General features: G+C 55.4%; 17 protein-coding genes. 10 read left to right on the top strand and 7 right to left on the bottom strand.

What is annotated here, in order from left to right; translation table 11 throughout:
• Positions 1-231 precede the first annotated feature (231 nt).
• On the top strand, positions 232-1,056 hold the full coding sequence (locus tag L384_RS0120975; protein WP_022652025.1) for a protein bax: 825 nt from the start codon (positions 232-234) through the stop codon (positions 1,054-1,056).
• A 35-nt stretch (positions 1,057-1,091) separates the two neighbouring features.
• On the opposite strand, the gene xylR is transcribed toward L384_RS0120975, so the two are convergent.
• The 4 genes from xylR to xylF all read right to left on the bottom strand — a co-directional run bounded on the left by xylR (position 1,092) and on the right by xylF (position 6,069).
• Positions 1,092-2,270 (bottom strand): D-xylose utilization transcriptional activator XylR, encoded by a 1,179-nt coding sequence (gene xylR, locus L384_RS16230; protein ID WP_003860152.1) that lies wholly within the window; start codon positions 2,268-2,270, stop codon positions 1,092-1,094.
• A gap of 33 nt (positions 2,271-2,303) precedes the next feature.
• Complete coding sequence (gene xylH / locus L384_RS16235) at positions 2,304-3,485, bottom strand: xylose ABC transporter permease XylH (protein WP_003860151.1); 1,182 nt, start codon at positions 3,483-3,485, stop codon at positions 2,304-2,306.
• Entirely contained in the window at positions 3,463-5,004 is a 1,542-nt protein-coding gene (locus tag L384_RS16240; RefSeq protein WP_015572746.1) for a xylose ABC transporter ATP-binding protein, read from the bottom strand. The genes xylH and L384_RS16240 overlap by 23 nt, the downstream gene beginning before the upstream one ends.
• Positions 5,005-5,076: 72 nt before the next feature.
• Positions 5,077-6,069 carry a D-xylose ABC transporter substrate-binding protein gene (gene xylF, locus L384_RS16245; RefSeq protein WP_006808602.1) on the bottom strand — a complete coding sequence of 331 codons (993 nt, stop codon included), beginning with the start codon at positions 6,067-6,069 and terminating at the stop codon, positions 5,077-5,079.
• A gap of 371 nt (positions 6,070-6,440) precedes the next feature.
• Between xylF and xylA the strand changes: the two genes are divergently transcribed.
• Together xylA and xylB are read left to right on the top strand one after the other, a co-directional pair.
• Positions 6,441-7,763, top strand: a complete 1,323-nt coding sequence (gene xylA, locus L384_RS16250) for a xylose isomerase (RefSeq protein WP_026080557.1) — start codon at positions 6,441-6,443, stop codon at positions 7,761-7,763.
• A 59-nt stretch (positions 7,764-7,822) separates the two neighbouring features.
• Positions 7,823-9,277, top strand: a complete 1,455-nt coding sequence (xylB, locus tag L384_RS16255; protein ID WP_023323867.1) for a xylulokinase — start codon at positions 7,823-7,825, stop codon at positions 9,275-9,277.
• Positions 9,278-9,329: 52 nt separating this feature from the next.
• Here xylB and L384_RS16260 read toward each other — a convergent pair whose 3' ends face one another.
• Positions 9,330-10,325 carry an acyltransferase gene (locus tag L384_RS16260; RefSeq protein ID WP_023323866.1) on the bottom strand — a complete coding sequence of 332 codons (996 nt, stop codon included), beginning with the start codon at positions 10,323-10,325 and terminating at the stop codon, positions 9,330-9,332.
• A gap of 184 nt (positions 10,326-10,509) precedes the next feature.
• Here L384_RS16260 and L384_RS16265 point away from each other — a divergent pair, with 184 nt between their 5' ends.
• The 3 genes from L384_RS16265 (at position 10,510) to glyS (ending at position 13,966) form a co-directional block, all read left to right on the top strand.
• The gene (locus L384_RS16265) at positions 10,510-10,815 is read left to right on the top strand and encodes a YsaB family lipoprotein (protein WP_017693801.1); all 306 of its coding nucleotides are present in this window, start codon (positions 10,510-10,512) and stop codon (positions 10,813-10,815) included.
• Positions 10,816-10,975: 160 nt separating this feature from the next.
• A complete protein-coding gene (glyQ, locus tag L384_RS16270; RefSeq protein ID WP_003860141.1) occupies positions 10,976-11,887 on the top strand; it encodes a glycine--tRNA ligase subunit alpha in 912 nt (303 codons plus the stop codon).
• A gap of 9 nt (positions 11,888-11,896) precedes the next feature.
• Positions 11,897-13,966, top strand: coding sequence for a glycine--tRNA ligase subunit beta (gene glyS, locus L384_RS16275; protein WP_008502753.1), 2,070 nt, complete (start codon positions 11,897-11,899; stop codon positions 13,964-13,966).
• Between the two features lie 202 nt (positions 13,967-14,168).
• Here glyS and fadA read toward each other — a convergent pair whose 3' ends face one another.
• Both fadA and fadB read right to left on the bottom strand, forming a co-directional pair.
• Positions 14,169-15,332: an acetyl-CoA C-acyltransferase FadA gene (gene fadA / locus L384_RS16280; RefSeq protein ID WP_023323865.1), complete on the bottom strand. Its 1,164-nt coding sequence runs from the start codon at positions 15,330-15,332 to the stop codon at positions 14,169-14,171.
• A 9-nt stretch (positions 15,333-15,341) separates the two neighbouring features.
• Positions 15,342-17,531 (bottom strand): fatty acid oxidation complex subunit alpha FadB, encoded by a 2,190-nt coding sequence (gene fadB / locus L384_RS16285; RefSeq protein WP_023315008.1) that lies wholly within the window; start codon positions 17,529-17,531, stop codon positions 15,342-15,344.
• Positions 17,532-17,721: 190 nt separating this feature from the next.
• Between fadB and pepQ the strand changes: the two genes are divergently transcribed.
• Genes pepQ through hemG form a run of 4 tightly spaced genes read left to right on the top strand, consistent with a single transcriptional unit; the run spans position 17,722 to position 21,713 of the window.
• The gene (gene pepQ / locus L384_RS16290) at positions 17,722-19,053 is read left to right on the top strand and encodes a Xaa-Pro dipeptidase (RefSeq protein WP_023323864.1); all 1,332 of its coding nucleotides are present in this window, start codon (positions 17,722-17,724) and stop codon (positions 19,051-19,053) included.
• Entirely contained in the window at positions 19,053-19,667 is a 615-nt protein-coding gene (locus L384_RS16295; protein WP_023323863.1) for an IMPACT family protein, read from the top strand. Before pepQ ends, L384_RS16295 begins: the two co-directional genes overlap by 1 nt.
• Positions 19,668-19,708: 41 nt before the next feature.
• Entirely contained in the window at positions 19,709-21,160 is a 1,452-nt protein-coding gene (gene trkH / locus L384_RS16300; RefSeq protein WP_022649737.1) for a Trk system potassium transporter TrkH, read from the top strand.
• Positions 21,161-21,170: 10 nt separating this feature from the next.
• Complete coding sequence (hemG, locus tag L384_RS16305) at positions 21,171-21,713, top strand: menaquinone-dependent protoporphyrinogen IX dehydrogenase (protein ID WP_003860122.1); 543 nt, start codon at positions 21,171-21,173, stop codon at positions 21,711-21,713.
• Positions 21,714-22,375 lie beyond the last annotated feature (662 nt).

The raw sequence follows: 22,375 nt of genomic DNA, 5'->3' as shown, positions 1-22,375 counted from the left end.
GGACGCGAAGGGATGAGTGATCCCGCGCAAAATTAGGCAGTTATCTGCGATATCGCGCACATTTTTCCAGCGTTGATGCTTTAATGAGCATGTTCCGGATGACATAGTTTCGGAATTGGACTATTTATAGACGTGCTCTTGAAGACTATTTTTGGTACGATTTGAGATTCCGCTCTCAAATTTTTGAAGAAAATAAGGTGTTGGAATGTTTATATCCGACCAGGAGACCTAATGATATCGACTCCCATTCGACGATATGGGGCCGCGATACTCATGTTACTCACCATGGCATTTTCAGGTGAGGTGCTTGCAAAGACGCACACGGATACAACGAGTAAGAAAGCCCACGTAATAAAGACGACAAGCAGTAAGGTTAGCAGTAAACAAGAGTATTCTCGCAATAGTGCAAAGAGTAGTTCACTTCCTGATTTGCGAAAATACCCTTCCGGGACACCAAGGAAAAAAGCGTTTCTCCGGACGGTAATGCCTTACATTAAAAGCCAAAATGCCGCGATTACTGCGGATCGTAACTGGCTGATCTCCAAACAGTACGACAGCCGCTGGTCGCCGTCTGAGCGCACTCGCCTGAAAGATATCGCCAAACGCTATAAAGTGAAGTGGAGCGGGAACACGCGTCGCGTGCCTTGGAACTCACTGTTAGAACGTGTGGACATCATTCCAGGCAGTATGGTCGCGACAATGGCCGCCGCCGAAAGCGGTTGGGGCACCTCGAAGCTGGCGCGCAACAACAACAATCTGTTTGGCATGAAATGCGTAAAAGGTCGTTGTACTAACGCCCCCGGCAAGGTGAAGGGCTATTCACAGTTTGAATCGGTGAAAGATTCCGTGAATGCCTACGTGGTGAACCTGAACACCCACCCGGCCTATTCCTCGTTCCGTAAGTCACGCGCTCAGCTGCGTAAGGCGGATCAGGAAGTGACGGCCACGGCGATGATCCATAAGCTGAAAGGTTATTCCACTCAGGGACAGCGTTATAACAATTACCTGTTCTCCATGTACCAGGATAACCAGCGTCTGATTGCCGCACATATGTAATGAAAAACGCCTTCCACTGGAAGGCGTTCTTTTTTCTAGAGCAGGACTTCACTGTACCGTTCCCGGTACTCCTTCGGCGTGGTGTCATACTCTTTCCTGAACACCGAATAGAAATACTGAAGCGACGGATAGCCACACATCTGTGAAATCTCGTTGATCGACAGCGAGGTGGAGATCAGCAGACTGCGCGCTTTCTCCAGCTTTTCCGCATGGATCACGGCGTGGATCGTCTCACCCACTTCCTCTTTAAACCGCTTCTCCAGATTCGAACGTGATATGCCGACCGAATCGAGCACCTGATCGACCTTAATCCCTTTGCAGGCATGATTGCGAATGTAGTGCATCGCCTGAATCACGGCCGGATCGTTTAATGAGCGGTAGTCAGTTGAGCGACGTTCGACCACGCGAACGGGAGGAACCAGCAGACGCTGGAGCGGCAGGGATTCGTTGTCTAACAGTCTGTGCAGCAGCTTTGCGGCCTGATAGCCCATCTGACGGGTACCCTGAGCCACGGATGAGAGCGCCACGCGCGACAGATAGCGCGTAAGCTCTTCGTTATCAATACCAATCACGCACAGCTTTTCAGGCACCGGAATATGCAAATGTTCGCACACCTGTAATACGTGGCGGGCGCGGGCGTCCGTCACGGCGATAATCCCTGTCTGGGGCGGCAGCGTTTGCAGCCAGTCAGCCAGACGATTTTGTGCGTGCTGCCAGTTTTCTGGCGCGGTTTCCAGCCCCTGATAAACGACGCCGCGATACTTCTCCTGGGCAACCAGCTGGCAGAAGGCATACTCACGCTCCATCGCCCAGCGCTTTCCGCTCGTGGCGGGCAATCCGTAAAACGCAAAACGATGGACGCCTTTCTCCTTTAAATGGAGGAAGGCAGTCTCGACCAGAGCATGGTTATCCGTGGCGATGTAGTGAACGGGAGGATAATGTTCCGGTGTATGATAAGAGCCGCCAACGCCCACGATAGGCACGTCAACGCCACTCAGCAACTGTTCAATCACGGGGTCGTCAAAGTCAGCGATGACCCCGTCGCCCAGCCAGTCTTTGATGTTCTCCAGACGGGTACGGAAATCTTCTTCGATGAAAATATCCCATTCGGATTGCGACGCCTGCAAATATTCGCCAACCCCTTCAACCACCTGCCGGTCATAGGCTTTGTTGGCATTGAATAACAACGTAATGCGGTGACGCTTTTCAAACATGGCTTATTTCCCAAATTAGTCACGATACTGTTATCAGGCGCGCCGCTTGGTGGCAGAGTCCATCCAGACTGCCAGCAAAAGAATGGCACCCTTGACGATATACTGCCAAAACGTCGGCACGTCCATCATACTCATCCCGTTATCCAGCGAAGCCATAATAAATGCGCCCATCACCGCCCCCGCCACGCTGCCAATGCCCCCGGCGAGGCTGGTCCCGCCAATCACGCAGGCGGCGATGGCGTCCAGCTCGGCAATATTACCGGCAGAGGGGGAGCCCGCCCCCAAACGTGAGCTGAGGATCAGCCCCGCGATGGCCACCATCAGGCCGTTGATGGCAAAGACGGCGAGTTTGGTGCGTTCTACGTTAATGCCGGACAAACGCGCGGCTTCGAGATTGCCACCGATGGCATAAATACGGCGACCGAATGCGGTACGCGTGGCCATAAACATCCCACCTAACAGCAACAGCGCCAGCAGCAGAACGGGCGTTGGGACGCCGCGATAATCGTTTAACAGCCAGATGGCGCCCAGTACAATCACCGCAGTAAGCGCCTGACGGCCGACAACCGAGGTTGAAGCAGGCGAGGCCAGCCCCAGCGCCTGGCGACGCATGCGTCCTCGCCATTGCCACGCGACAAACGCCATCAGCCCAACCACGCCGATCGTAAAACCGACGCCATCAGAGAGGTAGCTTTGGCCAATCTGGGACATCGAGGCGCTGGTCGGGGAGACGGTAGTGCCGTTGGTGATCCCAATCAGAATGCCGCGGAAGGCCAGCATCCCCGCTAAGGTGACGATAAACGACGGGACCTTACGGTAGGCCACCCACCAGCCATTCCACGCACCCAGCAGCAGACCCAGTACCAGCGTGACCGCAATCGTCAGCGGCAGCGGCCAGCCGAGCCAGACGTCAAAAATTGCCGCCACGCCGCCGAGCAGACCCATCATCGACCCTACTGACAGGTCAATTTCCGCTGAGATAATCACAAAGACCATCCCCACCGCCAGGATCCCGGTGATGGCGGTCTGACGCAGCAGGTTAGAAACGTTACGTGCGCTCAAATAGGAGCCATCGGTCATCCAGGTAAAGAACAACATGATCACGATAATGGCGGCAATCATTACAAAAACTTGCAGATTCAGCGATTTAAGTCCTGCGAACGCACCGGGCGTCGGAACAGCGACTTTGATATCAGACGGGTTGCTTTTCGACATGGCGTTCGCTCCTTAAGGCAGCTTCCATCACCTGCTCTTGCGTCAGGTTCTGGTTGTTCAGGTTGGCTTTGAGTTTCCCTTCATGCATGACCAGCACGCGGTCGCTCAGCCCCAGCACTTCAGGCAATTCGGACGAGATAACAATGACGGCAATCCCTTGCTGCACAAGCTGGTTGATCAGCTTGTAGATTTCATACTTCGCGCCGATATCGATCCCGCGCGTGGGTTCGTCCAGAATTAAAATGCGCGGATTAAGCAACAGGCAGCGCGCCAGAATCGCTTTCTGCTGGTTGCCGCCGCTCAGGCGACCTATCGCCAGTTCCGGCGAGGAGGTTTTCACCTTGAGCCTGGCAAGTGACTGAAGAATACACTGCTGTTCTGCGGCATCATCCAGGCTGCTCAGCGCGCCGGAAAACTGGCTGAGCGCCGCCAGCGTGATATTTTTTCCCACCGCCATGACCGGCACGATGCCGTCTTTTTTGCGGTCTTCGGGCACCATAGCAATGCCTTTGGCAATGGCCTGCTGGCAGTTGTCGATTTTTACCGGCTGACCGTCGATATAAATTTTGCCTTCCCAGCGCCCCGGCCAGACGCCAAACAGACACTGCACGGCCTCGGTTCTTCCGGCACCCACTAAACCCGCAATACCGAGAATTTCGCCGCGGTGCAGCGAGAAGGAGAGGTTATCCACGCGCTTGATGTGGCGGTTAACGGGATGCCACGCCGTCAGGTTTTCCACGCGCAGGAGTTCTTCGCCTATGGTGTGTGGTTCGTTGGGATACAGTGCGGTGAGTTCGCGACCCACCATCATGGTGATGATGTCATCTTCGCTCATGCCTTCTGCTTCACGCGTGCCAATGTGCTGCCCGTCGCGGATGACGCAGATGGTGTCGGAAATAGCTTTCACCTCATTGAGCTTGTGCGAAATATAGATGCAGGCGATACCGTGGTTTTGCAGGTCGCGGATGATATTGAGCAGAACGGCGGTTTCCTGTTCGGTGAGTGAGGCGGTTGGCTCGTCGAGGATCAGCAGGCGTACCTGCTTGTTCAGCGCCTTGGCGATCTCCACCAGCTGCTGCTGGCCCAAACCTAAGTCGCCCACGCGCGTATCCGGTGAGATAGCCAGGCTCACCTGGGCCAGCAGTTTTTCGCAGCGCAGCGTCATGGTGTCGTAATCCAGTACGCCGTGGCGTGAGAGTTCGGCGCCGAGAAAAATATTTTCCAGCACGGTAAGGTGCTTCACCAGCGCCAGCTCCTGGTGAATAATAGCGATGCCTTTACGTTCGGTATCGCGAATGTGCGTGGCCTGGAGCACCTCGCCGGCAAAGACGATTTCGCCCTCGTAGCTGCCGTGCGGATAGATCCCGCACAACACTTTCATCAGCGTGGATTTTCCCGAGCCATTTTCGCCGCACAGCGACATCACTTCGCCGGGATTCAGCCGCAGGCTTACGTTATCGACTGCTTTCACCGCCCCGAAGGCTTTGGTGATGCTTTTCATTTCAAGTAAATAAGACATAACTGCTCCGCATGGCCCGACAGATGTACAGGGCAGGTCGATGCGCCCCTGCCGGGCAGGGGCTGCGCTGGATTACAGTTCACTCTTCTTATGGAAACCGTCTTTCACCACGGTGGCGTCAATATTCTCTTTGTTGACTTCGATAGGGGTAAGCAGGCGAGCAGGTACGTCTTTCAGGCCGTTATTTAACGTCGCGTCTGCTTTAGGTTGCTGGCCATTGCCCAGCTCAACGGCAATTTCGGCGGCCGTATTGGCAAGCTCGGTAATGGGCTTATACACCGTCATGGTCTGGGTACCCGCGATGATGCGTTTTACACCCGCAAGGTCGGCGTCCTGTCCGGAAATAGCGACTTTCCCGGCCAGACCCTGCGCGCTCAGCGCCTGAATGGCGCCACCCGCAGTGGCATCGTTAGAGGCCACCACCGCATCGATTTTGTTGTTATTTGCAGTCAACGCGTTTTCCATAATTTTCAGCGCGTTTTCCGGTAACCAGCCGTCAGCCCACTGGTCGCCGACGACTTTAATTTTGCCCTCGTCGATATACGGCTTCAGCACTTTCATTTGTCCCTGGCGGAACAGTTTGGCGTTGTTATCCACGGGCGAGCCGCCCATCAGGAAATAATTCCCCTGAGGCACTTTTGCGACCAGGCTTTTAGCCTGTAATTCGCCCACCTTTTCATTGTCGAACGAAATATAATAATCAATGTCGGCATTATTAATCATGCGGTCATAAGCCAGGACTTTTATGCCTTCCTGTTTCGCTTCTTTCACCACGTTGCTTAATACCTGGCCGTTATACGGGATAATGACCAGCACATCGACGCCACGGTTGATCATATTCTCGATTTGCGACATTTGCGTCTCTTCGTTGCCGTTAGCGGACTGAACGAACACCTCCGCGCCGAGAGATTCCGCTTTTTTAACAAAGATATCGCGATCTTTTTGCCAGCGCTCCAGGCGTAAGTCATCAATCGCCATGCCGATTTTGACCTCTTTGGCGTGGCCGGCAAAGCTTGCAAGCAGGAGAGTAGTGCAGAGCGTTAGGGTCAGGTTCTTTATCTTCATAATTATTAGGCCTTTTTGTAGGGGTATGTGTAGCTGAGATAAAAGAAACATTCACTGCTGAGACGCAGCAAATTTTTAACGTGGAAAGGCCTGCTGGCAATTACAGATTTTTATCTTCTCATTACGATATTTGGTTTATTTCTGAATTTATGACCGCGATCGGATTTTAAAAAGCGTAACCTATTAATTACATTTGATTCTGGAATGCGCGCCGAAAAATAGTTTGTCTGCACATTATTTTGCGAGCCAGCGCACAATTGCGCATTCTCTCAATAGCAGTGTGAAATAACGTAATTGAGCAACCTCCAATGTCTATTCACTATTACTCCAGAAGCAAGACCACGCCGCATACCCTGATTATGGAGCTCAATATGCAAGCTTATTTCGACCAACTCGATCGCGTTCGTTTCGAAGGCACGAAAACGACCAATCCTTTAGCATTTCGTCACTACAACCCGGATGAGCTGGTGCTGGGTAAGCGCATGGAAGATCACTTGCGCTTTGCCGCCTGCTACTGGCACACCTTCTGCTGGAACGGTGCCGATATGTTCGGCGTGGGCTCTTTTGACCGTCCATGGCAACAGCCGGGCGAGGCCATTGAGCTGGCGAAGCGTAAAGCCGACGTCGCGTTCGAGTTCTTCCATAAGCTGAACGTGCCGTACTACTGTTTCCACGATGTGGACGTGTCGCCGGAAGGGGCATCGCTGAAAGAGTATCTGAACAACTTCGCGCAGATGGTCGACGTACTGGCTGAAAAACAGCAGCAAAGTGGCGTCAAGCTGCTCTGGGGTACGGCTAACTGCTTTACCAACCCTCGCTATGGCGCGGGCGCGGCAACCAACCCGGATCCGGAAGTCTTCAGCTGGGCGGCAACCCAGGTCGTGACTGCGATGAACGCCACGCATCAGCTGGGCGGTGAGAACTATGTACTCTGGGGCGGTCGTGAAGGTTATGAAACGCTGCTGAATACGGACCTGCGCCAGGAGCGTGAGCAGATTGGTCGCTTTATGCAGATGGTGGTGGACCACAAACACAAAATCGGTTTCCGCGGCACGCTGCTGATTGAGCCAAAACCACAGGAGCCAACCAAGCATCAGTATGATTATGATGTCGCCACCGTGTATGGCTTCCTGAAGCAGTTTGGTCTGGAAAAAGAGATCAAAGTGAATATCGAGGCTAACCACGCTACCCTGGCGGGCCACTCGTTCCATCACGAAATTGCCTCTGCGATTGCGCTGGGCATCTTCGGCTCTGTCGATGCTAACCGTGGCGATCCACAGCTGGGCTGGGATACCGACCAGTTCCCGAACAGCGTGGAAGAGAATGCGCTGGTGATGTACGAGATCATCAAAGCGGGCGGTTTCACCACCGGCGGCCTGAACTTCGACGCCAAAGTGCGTCGCCAGAGCACCGACAAATACGATCTGTTCTACGGGCATATTGGCGCGATGGACACCATGGCGCTGGCGCTGAAAGTGGCGGCCCGTATGATTGAAGACGGTGAGCTGGATAAGCGCGTGGCGAAGCGCTACAGCGGCTGGAACAGTGAGCTGGGCCAGCAAATTTTGAAAGGTCAGTTATCGCTTGCGGAGATCGCGAAGTATGCTGAACAGCATCAGCTTGCGCCGCAGCATCAGAGCGGCCATCAGGAGCTGCTGGAAAACCTGGTCAATCACTACCTGTTCGATAAATAACAGCATTCATGCCCGGTAAGCGCTGCGCCACCGGGCATTTCTGTCAAAGGAGTCACCACATGTATATCGGGATCGATCTTGGCACGTCGGGGGTGAAAGCCATCCTGTTAAGCGAGCAGGGCGATGTGTTAGCCACGCAGACTGAAAAGTTGCAGGTTTCACGCCCGCATCCGCTTTGGTCGGAACAAGATCCGGAGCAGTGGTGGCAGGCGACGGACCGCGCGATGACAGCCTTAGGCGAGCAGCACAGCCTGCGCGACGTTAAAGCGCTGGGCATCGCCGGACAAATGCATGGCGCAACGTTGCTGGATAGCCAGCATCGCGTTCTGCGCCCGGCTATTCTCTGGAACGATGGCCGCTGTGCGGAAGAGTGCGCGATCCTTGAGGAACGTGTGCCTGCGTCCCGCGAGATTACGGGCAACCTGATGATGCCCGGTTTTACCGCGCCAAAACTCCTGTGGGTGCAGCGCCATGAGCCTGATATTTTTCGCCAGGTGGCGAAGGTTCTGTTGCCGAAAGACTACCTGCGTTTTCGCATGACGGGGGATTTTGCCAGCGACATGTCTGACGCCGCGGGCACGATGTGGCTCGACGTGGCGAAACGGGACTGGAGCGAGGCGATGCTGGATGCCTGCCAGCTGACGCGCGATCATATGCCTGCGCTGTTTGAAGGCAGCGAAATCACGGGCGCTTTGCAGCCTTCTGTTGCTGAACGCTGGAATATGCCAGCCGTACCTGTCGTCGCTGGCGGCGGCGATAATGCGGCGGGGGCGGTCGGCGTGGGGATGGTCGAGGCAGGACAGGCCATGCTCTCGCTCGGCACTTCCGGTGTCTATTTTGCCGTCAGTGACGGGTATCGTAGCAATCCTGGAAGCGCCGTACACAGCTTCTGCCACGCGTTGCCGGGTAAATGGCATTTAATGTCGGTGATGCTGAGCGCGGCTTCCTGCCTCGACTGGGCGGCAAAACTAACCGGAATGGCGGACGTCCCGGCGCTTATCGCAGCGGCACAGCAGGCGGATGATAATGCCGGTGCGGTCTGGTTTTTACCGTACCTTTCCGGCGAGCGGACGCCTCATAACAACCCGGAAGCGAAAGGGGTGTTCTTCGGTCTTACCCATCAGCACGGCCCGGCAGAGCTGGCGCGCGCGGTGCTTGAAGGCGTTGGCTATGCTCTGGCGGACGGAATGGATGTCGTGCATGACTGTGGACTTACGCCATCCAGCATTACGTTAATTGGCGGCGGTGCGCGAAGCAGCTACTGGCGGCAAATGCTTTCCGATATCAGCGGGTTGCAGCTGGACTATCGTACGGGAGGCGATGTCGGCCCGGCGCTCGGTGCGGCACGGCTGGCGCAAATTGCGCTGAACCCGGATAAACCACTGCACCAGCTTTTGCCCCAGCTGTCGCTTGAACAGCAGCATCGTCCTGATGCGAAAAATCATGCTCGCTATGCTGAAAGACGAGACGTGTTCCGCAAAATTTATCGGCAGCTTTTGCCGCTAATGTCATAAACAGGAGCCGGGTGGCGCTAACGCTTACCCGGCCTGCCAGCCTTCAACCGGGTTAGCTCACAAACCGGCGCGTATCGATTCTTTGCAGCAACATTGACAGCAGCAGGCTGACAACCAGCGTAACGGTAAATATCCAGACAATATCCAGCACCGGCCAGCTTTTAAGCTCAACGCCTCGGGTGCGCAGGGCGTGGATCACCAGCGCGTGAAAACCGTAAATGCCCAGCGAGTGGCGAGAGATAAACCCCAGCACAGGAAGCGGGCGGGCATTCAGGGTGTTTTTAACCAGCGTCAGCAGAGAGATTGCGCAGATAAAGACCATCGGGCCGCAGTACAGATACCAGGTATCGGCAAAGTTGCCGCGCCATTGCAGCTCATGCAGCGTCCCGCGAGAGATAATAAACACACCGACGAGAAACGCGGCCGCGCATAGCCAGTTTATTCCTCGCTTTTGCGTCTCCATCATGCCAATGGCGCGCCCCAGCATGCCGTACAGCACGTAATAAAACGTATCCCCGGTGATATAGAGGTTAACGGGCAGCCATTCAAAGCCATCAATTTTCTGTGAGACGGTATTCGGGTTGGCCACGATCCCGATGACCACCATCAGCGCCAGCAGCATTTTACCGTTGACGTTTTTTACCTGAATTAACGGTGAAACAAGATAAATAACGATTAACGCGAAGAAAAACCATAGATGATAGAACACTGGTTTTTGCAACAAGTTGAGCAGGGAACGTTCAGCGTTAATTGAAGTGAACAGGACGATATAGAGCAGCGAAATCGCGCTGTAAAACAGCAGACAGGAGACAATACGGATGAAATGTCTCGGCTGTGCGCTACGCTCGCCAAAAAAGAGAAAACCGGAAATCATAAAGAACAGCGGGACGCTCACGCGGGAGGCCGAGTTCAGAACATTGGCGACATCCCAGTTAACAGGGCTGATACTGTGCGCGTTCGTGACATACCAGGTCGTTGTGTGGATCATCACCACCATCAGACAGGCTATTCCCCGCAGGTTATCAATCCAGTTAATTTTTGACTGCATCAGTTCCTCTGTATTCCTGATAAAGAAAGTGTGACTGCGATTGCGTAAAACTTTTCCCTTAGAAAATTCTGAGTTTAGCCAGGCTAACTTGTAGGGAGCTGGCGAGATTCGCAGAATGACGGACTTTAATCTATAAACGTGTTGCTACTAAAAATAACAGCCACTGACCAGGGCGGTAATAAAAATGATGATGAAGCGTGGGGTGTCACTCTTTCTGCTGCTCTTATTAACAGGATGCAGTGCTTCTGAGGAAATACCTGTCCAAAAAGCGCAGCAGGGGAAAATGAGCCCGGAGCGTTCCCTGAATATGGAACAGCTGTGCAGGGATCAGGCGGCTCACCGCTATAATTCTGAAGCACAGAAAATTCATATAAACGGCTTCGAGCGCTTTCAGGGCAGCTATGAACTGAAAGGCTATACGGCGCGTAAAGAGGGCTTTGTCTGCTCTTTTGATGCAGACGGCCAGTTTTTACATCTCTCAATGCGCTAAATTGCTCGGATAAGCAGCAACCAGAGCCTTCGCAGGTTCTGGCTGTAGGGCTTATTCCCCAATTTTCCCTAAACAACCCCGTTTCGTACTGTATATCTTGCAGCCAGCGGGTATACTGATCCCTTCCATTTAAAACCACACGTATCCAGCACGAAATACTATGCAAAAGTTTGATACCAAGACCTTCCAGGGCCTGATCCTGACCTTACAGGATTACTGGGCTCGTCAGGGCTGCACCATTGTTCAACCTTTGGACATGGAAGTTGGCGCAGGCACCTCACACCCGATGACCAGCCTGCGCGCGTTAGGGCCAGAGCCAATGGCGACCGCCTATGTGCAGCCATCCCGTCGTCCGACCGATGGCCGTTATGGCGAAAACCCGAACCGTTTGCAGCACTACTATCAGTTCCAGGTGGTGATTAAGCCATCACCCGACAACATTCAGGAACTGTACCTCGGGTCGCTGAAAGAGCTGGGTATGGATCCAACCATTCACGACATTCGTTTCGTGGAAGATAACTGGGAAAACCCAACGCTGGGTGCCTGGGGTCTGGGTTGGGAAGTGTGGCTGAACGGCATGGAAGTGACCCAGTTCACATACTTCCAGCAGGTTGGTGGTCTGGAATGTAAACCGATTACCGGCGAAATCACCTATGGTCTGGAACGTCTGGCCATGTACATTCAGGGCGTAGACAGCGTTTACGACCTGGTCTGGAGCGACGGCCCGCTGGGTAAAACCACCTACGGCGACGTGTTCCATCAGAACGAAGTGGAACAATCCACCTATAACTTCGAATACGCGGACGTGGACTTCCTGTTCACCTGCTTCGAGCAGTACGAGAAAGAAGCCCAGCAGCTGCTGGCGCTGGAGACTCCGCTGCCGCTGCCTGCCTACGAGCGTATTCTGAAGGCTGCCCACAGCTTCAACCTGCTGGATGCCCGCAAAGCGATCTCCGTGACTGAACGTCAGCGCTACATTCTGCGTATTCGTACCCTGACCAAAGCCGTTGCAGAAGCTTACTACGCGTCCCGTGAAGCCCTTGGCTTCCCGATGTGCAACCGAAACAAATAAGAGGCGGCCATGTCTGAGAAAACTTTCCTGGTGGAAATTGGCACCGAAGAGCTGCCACCAAAAGCCCTGCGCAGCCTGGCTGAATCTTTTGCTGCGAACGTGACTGCCGAGCTGGATAACGCTGGCCTGGCGCACGGTAAAATTGAGTGGTTTGCTGCTCCGCGTCGTCTGGCGCTGAAAGTGGCAAACCTGGCGGCGTCCCAGCCGGATCGTGAAGTGGAAAAACGTGGCCCGGCCATTGCTCAGGCGTTTGACGCGGAAGGCAAGCCGAGCAAAGCGGCGGAAGGCTGGGCGCGCGGCTGCGGCATCACCGTCGATCAGGCCGAGCGTCTGACCACCGATAAAGGTGAGTGGCTGCTGTATCGTGCCCATGTGAAAGGCGAAAGCGCGGAAGCGCTGCTGCCGGACATGATTGCCACTTCTCTGGCGAAGCTGCCCATTCCTAAGCTGATGCGCTGGGGCGCGTCCGACGTGCACTTCGTGCGTCCGGTTCACACCGTGACCCTGCTGCTGGGCGACACCGTTATTCCGGCGACCATTTTGGGCGTGGCGTCCGATCGCGTGATTCGCGGCCACCGCTTTATGGGCGAGCCTGAGTTCACCATCGACAATGCCGACCAGTATCCGCAGATCCTGCTGGAGCGCGGCAAGGTCATTGCTGACTATGAACAGCGTAAAGCCAAAATCAAAGCGGACGCGGAAGACGCGGCGCGTAAGATTGGCGGTAAAGCCGATCTGAGCGACAGCCTGCTGGAAGAAGTGACCTCGCTGGTGGAATGGCCGGTTGTGCTGACCGCGAAGTTCGAAGAGAAATTCCTGGCCGTTCCGGCTGAAGCGCTGGTGTACACCATGAAGGGTGACCAGAAGTACTTCCCGGTCTATGCCAACGACGGCAAGCTGCTGCCAAACTTCATTTTCGTGGCGAACATCGAATCGAAAGATCCGAGCCAGATTATCTCCGGTAACGAGAAGGTCGTGCGCCCACGTCTGGCGGATGCCGAGTTCTTCTTCAACACCGACCGTAAAAAGCGTCTGGAAGATCATCTTCCACGCCTGCAGACCGTACTGTTCCAGCAGCAGCTGGGTACGCTGCGCGACAAGACCGACCGTATTGCGGAGCTGTCCGGCTGGATCGCTCGTGAAATCGGTGCCGACGTTAACCACGCGACCCGCGCAGGCCTGCTCTCCAAGTGTGACCTGATGACCAACATGGTGTTCGAATTTACCGACACCCAGGGCGTGATGGGTATGCACTACGCGCGTCACGATGGCGAAGCGGAAGACGTGGCGGTTGCCCTGAACGAGCAGTATCAGCCGCGCTTTGCGGGTGACGAACTGCCGTCCAACCCGGTGGCCTGCGCCGTAGCGATTGCCGATAAGATGGACACCCTGGCGGGTATCTTCGGTATCGGCCAGCATCCGAAAGGCGACAAAGACCCGTTTGCGCTGCGTCGTGCTGCGCTCGGCGTGCTGCGTATCATCGTTGAGAAGAACCTGAACCTGGATCTGCAGACCCTGACCGAAGAAGCGGTGCGTCTGTACGGCGACAAGCTGACCAACGCCAACGTTGTGGATGACGTGATCGACTTTATGCTCGGTCGTTTCCGCGCCTGGTATCAGGATGAAGGTTACACCGTCGACACCATTCAGGCGGTGCTGGCGCGTCGTCCGACCCGTCCGGCTGATTTCGATGCGCGTATGAAGGCGGTTTCCCACTTCCGTACGCTGGAAGCGGCGTCTGCTCTGGCGGCGGCCAACAAGCGTGTCTCCAACATCCTGGCGAAGTCCGACGAGACGCTGAACGAGCGTGTGAACGCCGCGACGCTGAAAGAGCCGGAAGAGATCGCCCTGGCGATGCAGGTTGTGGTGCTGCGTGACAAGCTCGAGCCGGTCTTCGCGGAAGGTCGCTACCAGGAAGCGCTGGTGGAGCTGGCCGAGCTGCGTGACGTCATCGACGCCTTCTTCGAGAAAGTGATGGTAAACGTAGAAGATAAAGAGCTGCGTATTAACCGTCTCTCTATGCTTGAGAAACTGCGTGAGCTGTTCCTGCGCGTGGCGGATATTTCGCTGCTGCAATAACGTAAAAAACCCGCCCCTGACAGGCGGGAAGAACGGCAACTAAACTGTCTCTCTTCGCCAATGGCGCCATAACTGCGTTGGCTGCGCTCGTTCACCCGAATCACTTACTAATGTAAGCTCATCGGGATTCGCTCGCTTGCCGCCTTGTTCTGACGTCATTGGCTTTGAGATACTTTTCCTTATTTACACTCTCTCAATTAATTTACACCCTCTCAAACACTGTCGCGATCCCCTGACCCAACCCGATACACATCGTTGCCAGACCAAACTGGGCATCTTTGCGTTCCATCAGGTTAATCAGCGTGGTACTGATACGCGCCCCGGAGCAGCCCAGCGGGTGTCCGAGGGCGATCGCGCCGCCGTTGAGGTTAATCTTCTCGTCGATCTGATCCATCAGCCCCAGATCCTTAATGCACGGCAGGATCTGCGCGGCGAACGCTTCGTTCATCTCAAAGAGGTCGATATCACTTGCGCTCAGCCCCGCTTTTTTCAGCGCCAGTTTTGACGCCGGAACCGGGCCGTAGCCCATGATGGATGGATCGCAGCCCACGACTGCCATCGAACGCACGCGGGCGCGTGGCGTCAGGCCTAATTCGCGGGCGCGGCTTTCGCTCATCACCAGCATCGCGGCGGCACCGTCGGACAGGGCAGACGAGGTGCCCGCCGTTACCGTACCGGTGACCGGATCAAACGCCGGACGCAGGGTGGAAAGCGCTTCAACGGTGGTTTCCGGGCGGATGACTTCGTCATAGCTGAACTGCTTCAGTACGCCGTCTGCGTCGTGACCGCCGGTCGGGATGATCTCATTCTTAAAGGCACCAGACTGCGTGGCGGCCCAGGCGCGGGCATGCGAGCGAGCGGCAAAGGCATCCTGCATCTCACGGCTGATGCCGTGCAGACGGGAGAGCATCTCGGCGGTCAGGCCCATCATACCGGCGGCTTTCGCCACGTTGCGGCTCATACCTGGATGGAAATCGACCCCGTGGCTCATCGGCACGTGGCCCATATGCTCCACGCCGCCCACCAGACAGGCCTGCGCATCGCCGGTCATGATCATCCGCGTCGCGTCGTGCAGCGCCTGCATCGACGAACCGCAAAGACGGTTGACGGTGACGGCCGGAACCGAGTGCGGGATCTCCGCCAGCAGGGACGCGTTACGGGCAATGTTGAAGCCCTGCTCCAGCGTCTGCTGGACGCAGCCCCAGTAGATATCGTCCAGCGCAGCAGGGTCCAGCGCCGGGTTACGCGCCAGCAGGCTACGCATCAGGTGCGCGGAGAGGTCTTCCGCGCGCACGTTACGGAACGCACCGCCTTTTGAACGGCCCATCGGGGTGCGAATCGCATCAACAATGACAACCTTTTCCATTGTGACTCCTTAAGCCGTTTTCAGCGCGCCAACCGGACGGGCTGGCTCAACTGCTGGGTAGTAGGGTTCGTTATGACGAGCTTTGTTACGCAGACCTTCCGGCACCTCATAAAGCGGGCCGAGGTGCTGGTACTGCTGAGCCATATCGAGATAGCGAGCGCTGCCGAGCGTATCCAGCCAGCGGAACGCGCCGCCGTGGAACGGAGGGAAGCCGAGGCCGTACACCAGCGCCATATCCGCTTCTGCCGGGCTGGCGATAATGCCTTCTTCGAGGCAGCGCACCACTTCGTTGATCATCGGGATCATCATCCGGGCGATGATCTCGTCGTCAGTGAAGTCGCGTTTCGGCTGACTGACGTCGGCCAGCAGGCCATCCACCGCCGCATCTTCTTCTTTTTTCGGTTTGCCTTTGCTGTCTTCTTTATAGCGCCAGAAGCCCAGACCGTTTTTCTGACCAAAGCGGTTGGCGTCGAACAGGGCGTCAATGGCGTCGCGATAGTCTTTCTGCATGCGCTGCGGGAAGCCCGCCGCCATCACCGCCTGAGCGTGATGGGCAGTATCGATGCCGACAACGTCCAGCAGATACGCCGGGCCCATCGGCCAGCCGAACTGTTTTTCCATCACTTTATCGATTTTGCGGAAGTCTGCGCCGTCGCGCAGCAGCTGGCTGAAGCCGGCGAAGTAAGGGAACAACACGCGGTTAACGAAGAAGCCCGGGCAGTCGTTAACGACGATCGGCGTTTTGCCCATCTTGCTCGCCCACGCCACCACTTTGGCGATGGTTTCGTCGGAGGTTTTCTCCCCACGGATCACTTCGACCAGCGGCATGCGGTGCACCGGGTTAAAGAAGTGCATCCCGCAGAAGTTTTCCGGACGCTTCAGCACGCTCGCCAGTTCGCTGATAGGAATGGTGGAGGTGTTAGAGGCCAGCACGGTTTCCGGACGCACCTTGTCTTCGGTTTCGGCCAGCACCGCTTTTTTCACTTTCGGGTTCTCGACGACCGCTTCAACCACCACGTCCACACGGTCGAAACCGCTGTATTCCAGCACTGGCTGGATGGTGGAGATCACGCCTGCAAGCTTCAGACCATCAATTTTGCCGCGCTCAAGCTGTTTATTCAGCAGCTTGGCCGCTTCGGTCATGCCCAGCGTCAGGGATTTCTCGTTGATGTCCTTCATCACCACCGGCACGCCTTTCCAGGCAGACTGGTAGGCGATGCCGCCCCCCATAATGCCCGCGCCGAGTACCGCCGCGTGTTTTGGCGTTTCAACGTTTTTGGTGAGTTGTTTGGCTTTGCCCTTCACAAACTGATCGTTAAGGAAGATACCAACCAGCGCGCGGGCTTCGTTGGTGTGCGCCAGCGGGACAAAGCTCTGGTTTTCCAGCTTCAGGGCGTCATCACGGCCCAGACGGGCTGCCGCTTCAATGGTTTTCACCGCCGTGATCGGCGCCGGGTAGTGTTTACCCGCCGTCTGCATCACCATGCCTTTGGCGATGGTGAAGCTCATGGTGGCTTCAATTTTGCTGAGCTTCAACGGCTCCAGCTTCGGCTGACGTTTGGCTTTCCAGTCGAGGTCGCCGTTAATGGCCTGACGCAGAATGGCGAGTGCGCCTTCAACAAGCTTCTCAGGTTTTACAACGCCGTCGACCAGGCCAATTTTCTGCGCCTGTTCTGCGCCGACGTCTTTACCCGCGGCAATGATCTCCAGCGCGCTGTCGGCGCCCAGCATGCGCGGCATACGGACGGAGCCGCCAAAGCCCGGCATGATGCCCAGCTTGGTTTCCGGCAGGCCGATACGCAGGTCCGGGGTCGCCAGACGGTAATCAGTGGCTAACACGCATTCGCAGCCGCCGCCCAGCGCGTAACCGTTGACGGCAGAAAGGGTCGGGACAGGCAGATCTTCCAGACGATTAAAGACGCTGTTCGCGAAGTGCAGCCACTGGCTCAGCTGTTCTTCGGGCACCAGGAACAGCGACAGGAATTCGGTGATATCCGCGCCAACGATAAAGGCCGCTTTGTTGGAGCGCAGCAGCAGCCCTTTTAAATCTGATTGCTTTTCAAGTACATCCAGCGCCTGGCCAAGACTGGCCACCGTCGCGGTATCAAGCTTGTTCACTGAGCCGGGGGCATCGAACACCAGTTCGGCAATGCCATCTTCCAGCCAGTCTACGTACAGGGTGTCGCCTTTGTAGAGCATGTCGGTCTCCTGAATCCAGCAATTGGATCTGGTCATACCAGATGAAACGGAGTGTGGAATTTATGTTAATAAAATGCAAATTAGTCATTAAGAAATTGCTGCGCTGATCACGGTCGGTGGAAATCACGCAGCCGGAGTGAGGTGTGCTAAGATGCGATGACTTGAGGTCAAAAAAACGAAAGGAAGAATGATGGACTCACTGGCTTCGCTTTATAAAAATCATATCGTTACCCTACAGGAACGTACCCGCGATGTACTGGCCCGCTTCAAGCTGGATGCCCTGCTGATCCACTCCGGCGAGCTGATGAATACTTTTCTTGATGACCATGCTTATCCCTTCAAGGTTAACCCGCAGTTTAAAGCCTGGGTGCCTGTCACGCAGGTTCCAAATTGCTGGCTGCTGGTGGATGGCGTGAACAAGCCGAAACTGTGGTTCTACCTGCCGGTCGATTACTGGCACAACGTGGAGCCGCTGCCGACCTCATTCTGGACCGAAGAAATTGACGTGATTGCGCTGCCAAAAGCAGACGGCATAGGCAGCCAGCTGCCAGCGGCGCGCGGCAACATCGGCTACATTGGTCCGGTTCCTGAGCGCGCGCTGGGTCTGGATATTCTGGCAGATAAACTCAACCCGAAAGGCGTGCTGGATTATCTGCACTACTATCGCGCCTACAAGACCGACTACGAACTTTACTGCATGCGTGAAGCGCAAAAAACGGCGGTGAATGGCCACCGTGCGGCGCACGAAGCGTTCCAGTCCGGTATGAGCGAGTTCGATATCAATCAGGCTTACCTGACGGCGACCGGCCACCGCGATACCGACGTGCCGTACAGCAACATCGTGGCGCTGAATGAACATGCCTCGGTTCTGCACTACACCAAACTGGATCATCAGGTTCCGGCTGAGATGCGTAGCTTCCTGCTGGACGCGGGGGCTGAGTACAATGGTTATGCGGCAGACCTGACCCGTACCTGGGCGGCGAATGCGGATACCGATTTTGCGCAATTGATTAAAGACGTGAACGACGAACAGCTGGCGCTGATTGGCACCATGAAGGCCGGAACCAGCTACGTGGATTATCACCTCCAGTTCCATCAGCGCATTGCTAAACTGCTGCGTAAGCATCAGATTATCAAAGACATGAGCGAAGAGGCGATGGTTGAGAACGATTTGACCGGGCCATTTATGCCGCATGGTATCGGCCACCCGCTGGGTTTGCAGGTTCATGACGTCGCGGGCTTTATGCAGGATGATACCGGCACGCACCTGGCGGCACCGTCTAAATATCCTTATCTGCGCTGCACCCGCGTTCTGGCGCCGCGTATGGTATTGACCATCGAGCCGGGCATCTACTTTATTGAATCCCTGCTGGCGCCGTGGCGCGAAGGGCAATTCAGCAAGCACTTCAACTGGGAGAAAATTGAAGCGCTGAAGCCTTATGGCGGCATTCGTATCGAGGATAACGTGGTTATTCACGAGAACAGCATTGAGAACATGACGCGAGATTTGAAGCTGGCCTGATGGAAAGCTGGCTGATACCGGCCGAGCCGGTCACCTTTGTTGAGGAAATCAAAAAAAGCCGCTTTATCACGCTGTTGGCGCATACCGACGGCGTGGAGGCGGCGAAGGCGTTCGTCGAGTCCGTCCGCGCGCAGCACCCGGATGCCCGCCATCACTGTGTGGCGTGGGTCGCAGGGCCGCCAGACGACTCACAGCAGCTCGGGTTTTCTGACGACGGTGAACCGGCGGGTACGGCCGGAAAACCGATGCTCTCCCAGTTGATGGGCAGCGGCGTGGGTGAAATCACCGCCGTCGTGGTCCGCTACTACGGGGGCATTTTGTTAGGCACCGGAGGGCTGGTTAAAGCCTACGGAGGTGGTGTCCAGCAGGCGCTTAATCTTCTGATAACAACCCGCAAAACGCCACTTACGGAATATACTTTGTTATGCGATTACGCCCAGCTATCGGGTATCGAAGCACTGCTTAAACAGTTTAACGGTGTCATCGCACAGAGTGATTATCAGGCAATGGTGCAATTACGCGTGGCGCTTCCTCAGGCGGAACTGGCTGCTTTTTCAGCAAAACTCGCTGATTTTAGTCGCGGTTCATTGCAATTACTGCCGATTGAAGAATAATCCCCACCTCACAATTTTGAATACCTAAGGAAGCGGCAGAGATGCATTTTCGTGCCATTACCCGAATCGTTGGATTGCTGGTCATACTTTTCTCCGGGACAATGATCATTCCCGGACTGGTGGCGCTCATCTACCGGGACGGCGCGGGGCGTGCATTTACGCAAACCTTTTTTGTCGCGCTGACGATTGGCTCCCTGCTGTGGTGGCCAAACCGCCGTGAGAAAGGTGAACTGAAATCCCGGGAGGGGTTTCTGATTGTGGTCCTGTTCTGGACGGTACTGGGAAGCGTGGGTGCGCTGCCGTTTATCTTCTCCGAACAACCGAATCTCACCGTCACGGATGCGTTTTTTGAATCGTTCTCCGGATTAACGACCACCGGGGCCACCACGCTTGTGGGGCTGGATTCGCTCCCGCATGCGATTCTCTTTTACCGGCAGATGCTTCAGTGGTTCGGCGGTATGGGGATCATTGTCCTGGCGGTGGCTATCCTGCCGATTCTGGGCGTCGGGGGGATGCAGCTTTACCGGGCGGAGATGCCCGGCCCGCTGAAAGATAACAAAATGCGCCCGCGTATTGCGGAGACGGCGAAAACCCTGTGGCTTATCTATGTCCTGCTGACGGTGGCCTGCGCGCTGGCGCTGTGGTTTGCCGGGATGCCTGCGTTTGATGCCATCGGGCACAGCTTTGCGACTATTGCTATCGGCGGGTTCTCCACCCACGATGCCAGCGTCGGCTACTTCGACAGCCCGACAATCAATACCATCATTGCCATCTTTTTGCTGATCTCAGGCTGTAACTACGGTCTACACTTCTCGTTGCTTAGCGGACGGAGCCTGAAGGTGTACTGGCGCGACCCGGAATTCCGGATGTTTATTGGCGTCCAGCTGACTCTGGTGATCATCTGTACCCTGGTACTGTGGTTCCACGATGTCTATAACTCGGCGGTCACGACCCTGAACCAGGCCTTCTTCCAGGTGGTATCGATGGCAACAACCGCCGGTTTCACCACGGACAGTATTGCGCGTTGGCCGCTGTTCCTGCCGGTGCTGCTGTTGTGCTCTGCGTTTATCGGCGGCTGTGCCGGGTCAACGGGCGGCGGTCTGAAGGTGATCCGTATTCTGCTGCTGTTCAAGCAGGGGAACCGTGAGCTGAAACGTCTGGTCCACCCGAATGCGGTTTACAGTATTAAGCTGGGGAACCGCGCGCTGCCGGAACGCATCCTCGAAGCGGTGTGGGGATTCTTCTCCGCTTATGCACTGGTCTTTATTGTCAGTATGCTGGCGATAATCGCCACGGGCGTGGATGATTTTTCTGCCTTCGCCTCTGTGGTGGCAACGTTAAACAACCTGGGGCCGGGGCTGGGCGTCGTGGCGGATAACTTCGCCAGTATGAACCCGGTGGCGAAGTGGATCTTAATCGCCAATATGCTGTTTGGGCGTCTTGAGGTCTTTACGCTGCTGGTGCTGTTTACCCCAACATTCTGGCGTGAGTAAGGAGACATTGGTGAAAACGTTAATTCTTTTCTCAACGCGTGACGGACAAACGCGTGAGATTGCTTCATATCTGGCTTCTGAACTCAAAGAGCTGGGCATTTATTCTGATGTGGTGAACCTGAATCGCACTGAACAGATTGCCTGGCAGGATTACGACCGCGTGGTCATTGGCGCTTCAATTCGTTACGGCCATTTCCATCCGGCGCTGGATCGCTTTGTGAAAAAGCATACGGCGGAACTCGCTCAGCTGCCTGGCGCGTTTTACTCGGTCAACCTGGTTGCCCGTAAAGCAGAGAAGCGTACGCCGCAGACTAACAGCTATACGCGTAAGTTTTTGCTGAGTTCGCCATGGCAGCCCGATATCTGTTCTGTCTTTGCTGGCGCGCTGCGTTACCCGCGTTACCGCTGGTACGACCGCTTTATGATCCGCCTGATCATGAAAATGACGGGCGGGGAAACGGATACACGTAAAGAAGTGGTCTACACCGACTGGGCTCAGGTCGCCAGTTTTGCCCGTGAAATTGCGCATTTAACGGACGATGCGCGGGTTTAATAAGCGTTGAGTTTGAAAAGTGAGCGAACGAAAAGTTTTTTGTATTTAGTGCTTGTCACTTCAGAAGAACTCCCTATAATGCGCCTCCACTGACACGGAACAACGGCACGCAAGCCGCCGGGTCAGCAGAGAAAAGCAAAACAAACGCTTGACTCTGAAGCGGGAAAGCGTAATATGCACACCCCGCGCCGCAGCGAAAACGAAGCGGCACTGCTCTTTAACAATTTATCAGACAATCTGTGTGGGCACTCAAAGTGACATGGATTCTTAACGTCCTCGGACGAAAAATGAATACCAAGTCTCAACGAGTGAACACGTAATTCATTACGAAGTTTAATTCATTGAGCATCAAACTTTTAAATTGAAGAGTTTGATCATGGCTCAGATTGAACGCTGGCGGCAGGCCTAACACATGCAAGTCGAACGGTAACAGGAAGCAGCTTGCTGCTTCGCTGACGAGTGGCGGACGGGTGAGTAATGTCTGGGAAACTGCCTGATGGAGGGGGATAACTACTGGAAACGGTAGCTAATACCGCATAACGTCGCAAGACCAAAGAGGGGGACCTTCGGGCCTCTTGCCATCGGATGTGCCCAGATGGGATTAGCTAGTAGGTGGGGTAACGGCTCACCTAGGCGACGATCCCTAGCTGGTCTGAGAGGAT

Source organism: Enterobacter sp. MGH 38 (assembly GCF_000492855.1).
Classification (GTDB): Bacteria; Pseudomonadota; Gammaproteobacteria; order Enterobacterales; family Enterobacteriaceae; genus Enterobacter; species Enterobacter hormaechei_C.
The sequence above is the reverse complement of the archived record's forward strand: the minus strand, read 5'-3'. Positions and strand labels throughout refer to the sequence as shown.

Coding starts and splice junctions, on each gene's coding strand:
- L384_RS0120975 (WP_022652025.1), top strand. CDS start 232: ATGATATCGACTCCCATTCGACGATATGGGGCCGCGATACTCATGTTA.
- xylR (WP_003860152.1), bottom strand. CDS start 2,270: ATGTTTGAAAAGCGTCACCGCATTACGTTGTTATTCAATGCCAACAAA.
- xylH (WP_003860151.1), bottom strand. CDS start 3,485: ATGTCGAAAAGCAACCCGTCTGATATCAAAGTCGCTGTTCCGACGCCC.
- L384_RS16240 (WP_015572746.1), bottom strand. CDS start 5,004: ATGTCTTATTTACTTGAAATGAAAAGCATCACCAAAGCCTTCGGGGCG.
- xylF (WP_006808602.1), bottom strand. CDS start 6,069: ATGAAGATAAAGAACCTGACCCTAACGCTCTGCACTACTCTCCTGCTT.
- xylA (WP_026080557.1), top strand. CDS start 6,441: ATGCAAGCTTATTTCGACCAACTCGATCGCGTTCGTTTCGAAGGCACG.
- xylB (WP_023323867.1), top strand. CDS start 7,823: ATGTATATCGGGATCGATCTTGGCACGTCGGGGGTGAAAGCCATCCTG.
- L384_RS16260 (WP_023323866.1), bottom strand. CDS start 10,325: ATGCAGTCAAAAATTAACTGGATTGATAACCTGCGGGGAATAGCCTGT.
- L384_RS16265 (WP_017693801.1), top strand. CDS start 10,510: ATGATGATGAAGCGTGGGGTGTCACTCTTTCTGCTGCTCTTATTAACA.
- glyQ (WP_003860141.1), top strand. CDS start 10,976: ATGCAAAAGTTTGATACCAAGACCTTCCAGGGCCTGATCCTGACCTTA.
- glyS (WP_008502753.1), top strand. CDS start 11,897: ATGTCTGAGAAAACTTTCCTGGTGGAAATTGGCACCGAAGAGCTGCCA.
- fadA (WP_023323865.1), bottom strand. CDS start 15,332: ATGGAAAAGGTTGTCATTGTTGATGCGATTCGCACCCCGATGGGCCGT.
- fadB (WP_023315008.1), bottom strand. CDS start 17,531: ATGCTCTACAAAGGCGACACCCTGTACGTAGACTGGCTGGAAGATGGC.
- pepQ (WP_023323864.1), top strand. CDS start 17,722: ATGGACTCACTGGCTTCGCTTTATAAAAATCATATCGTTACCCTACAG.
- L384_RS16295 (WP_023323863.1), top strand. CDS start 19,053: ATGGAAAGCTGGCTGATACCGGCCGAGCCGGTCACCTTTGTTGAGGAA.
- trkH (WP_022649737.1), top strand. CDS start 19,709: ATGCATTTTCGTGCCATTACCCGAATCGTTGGATTGCTGGTCATACTT.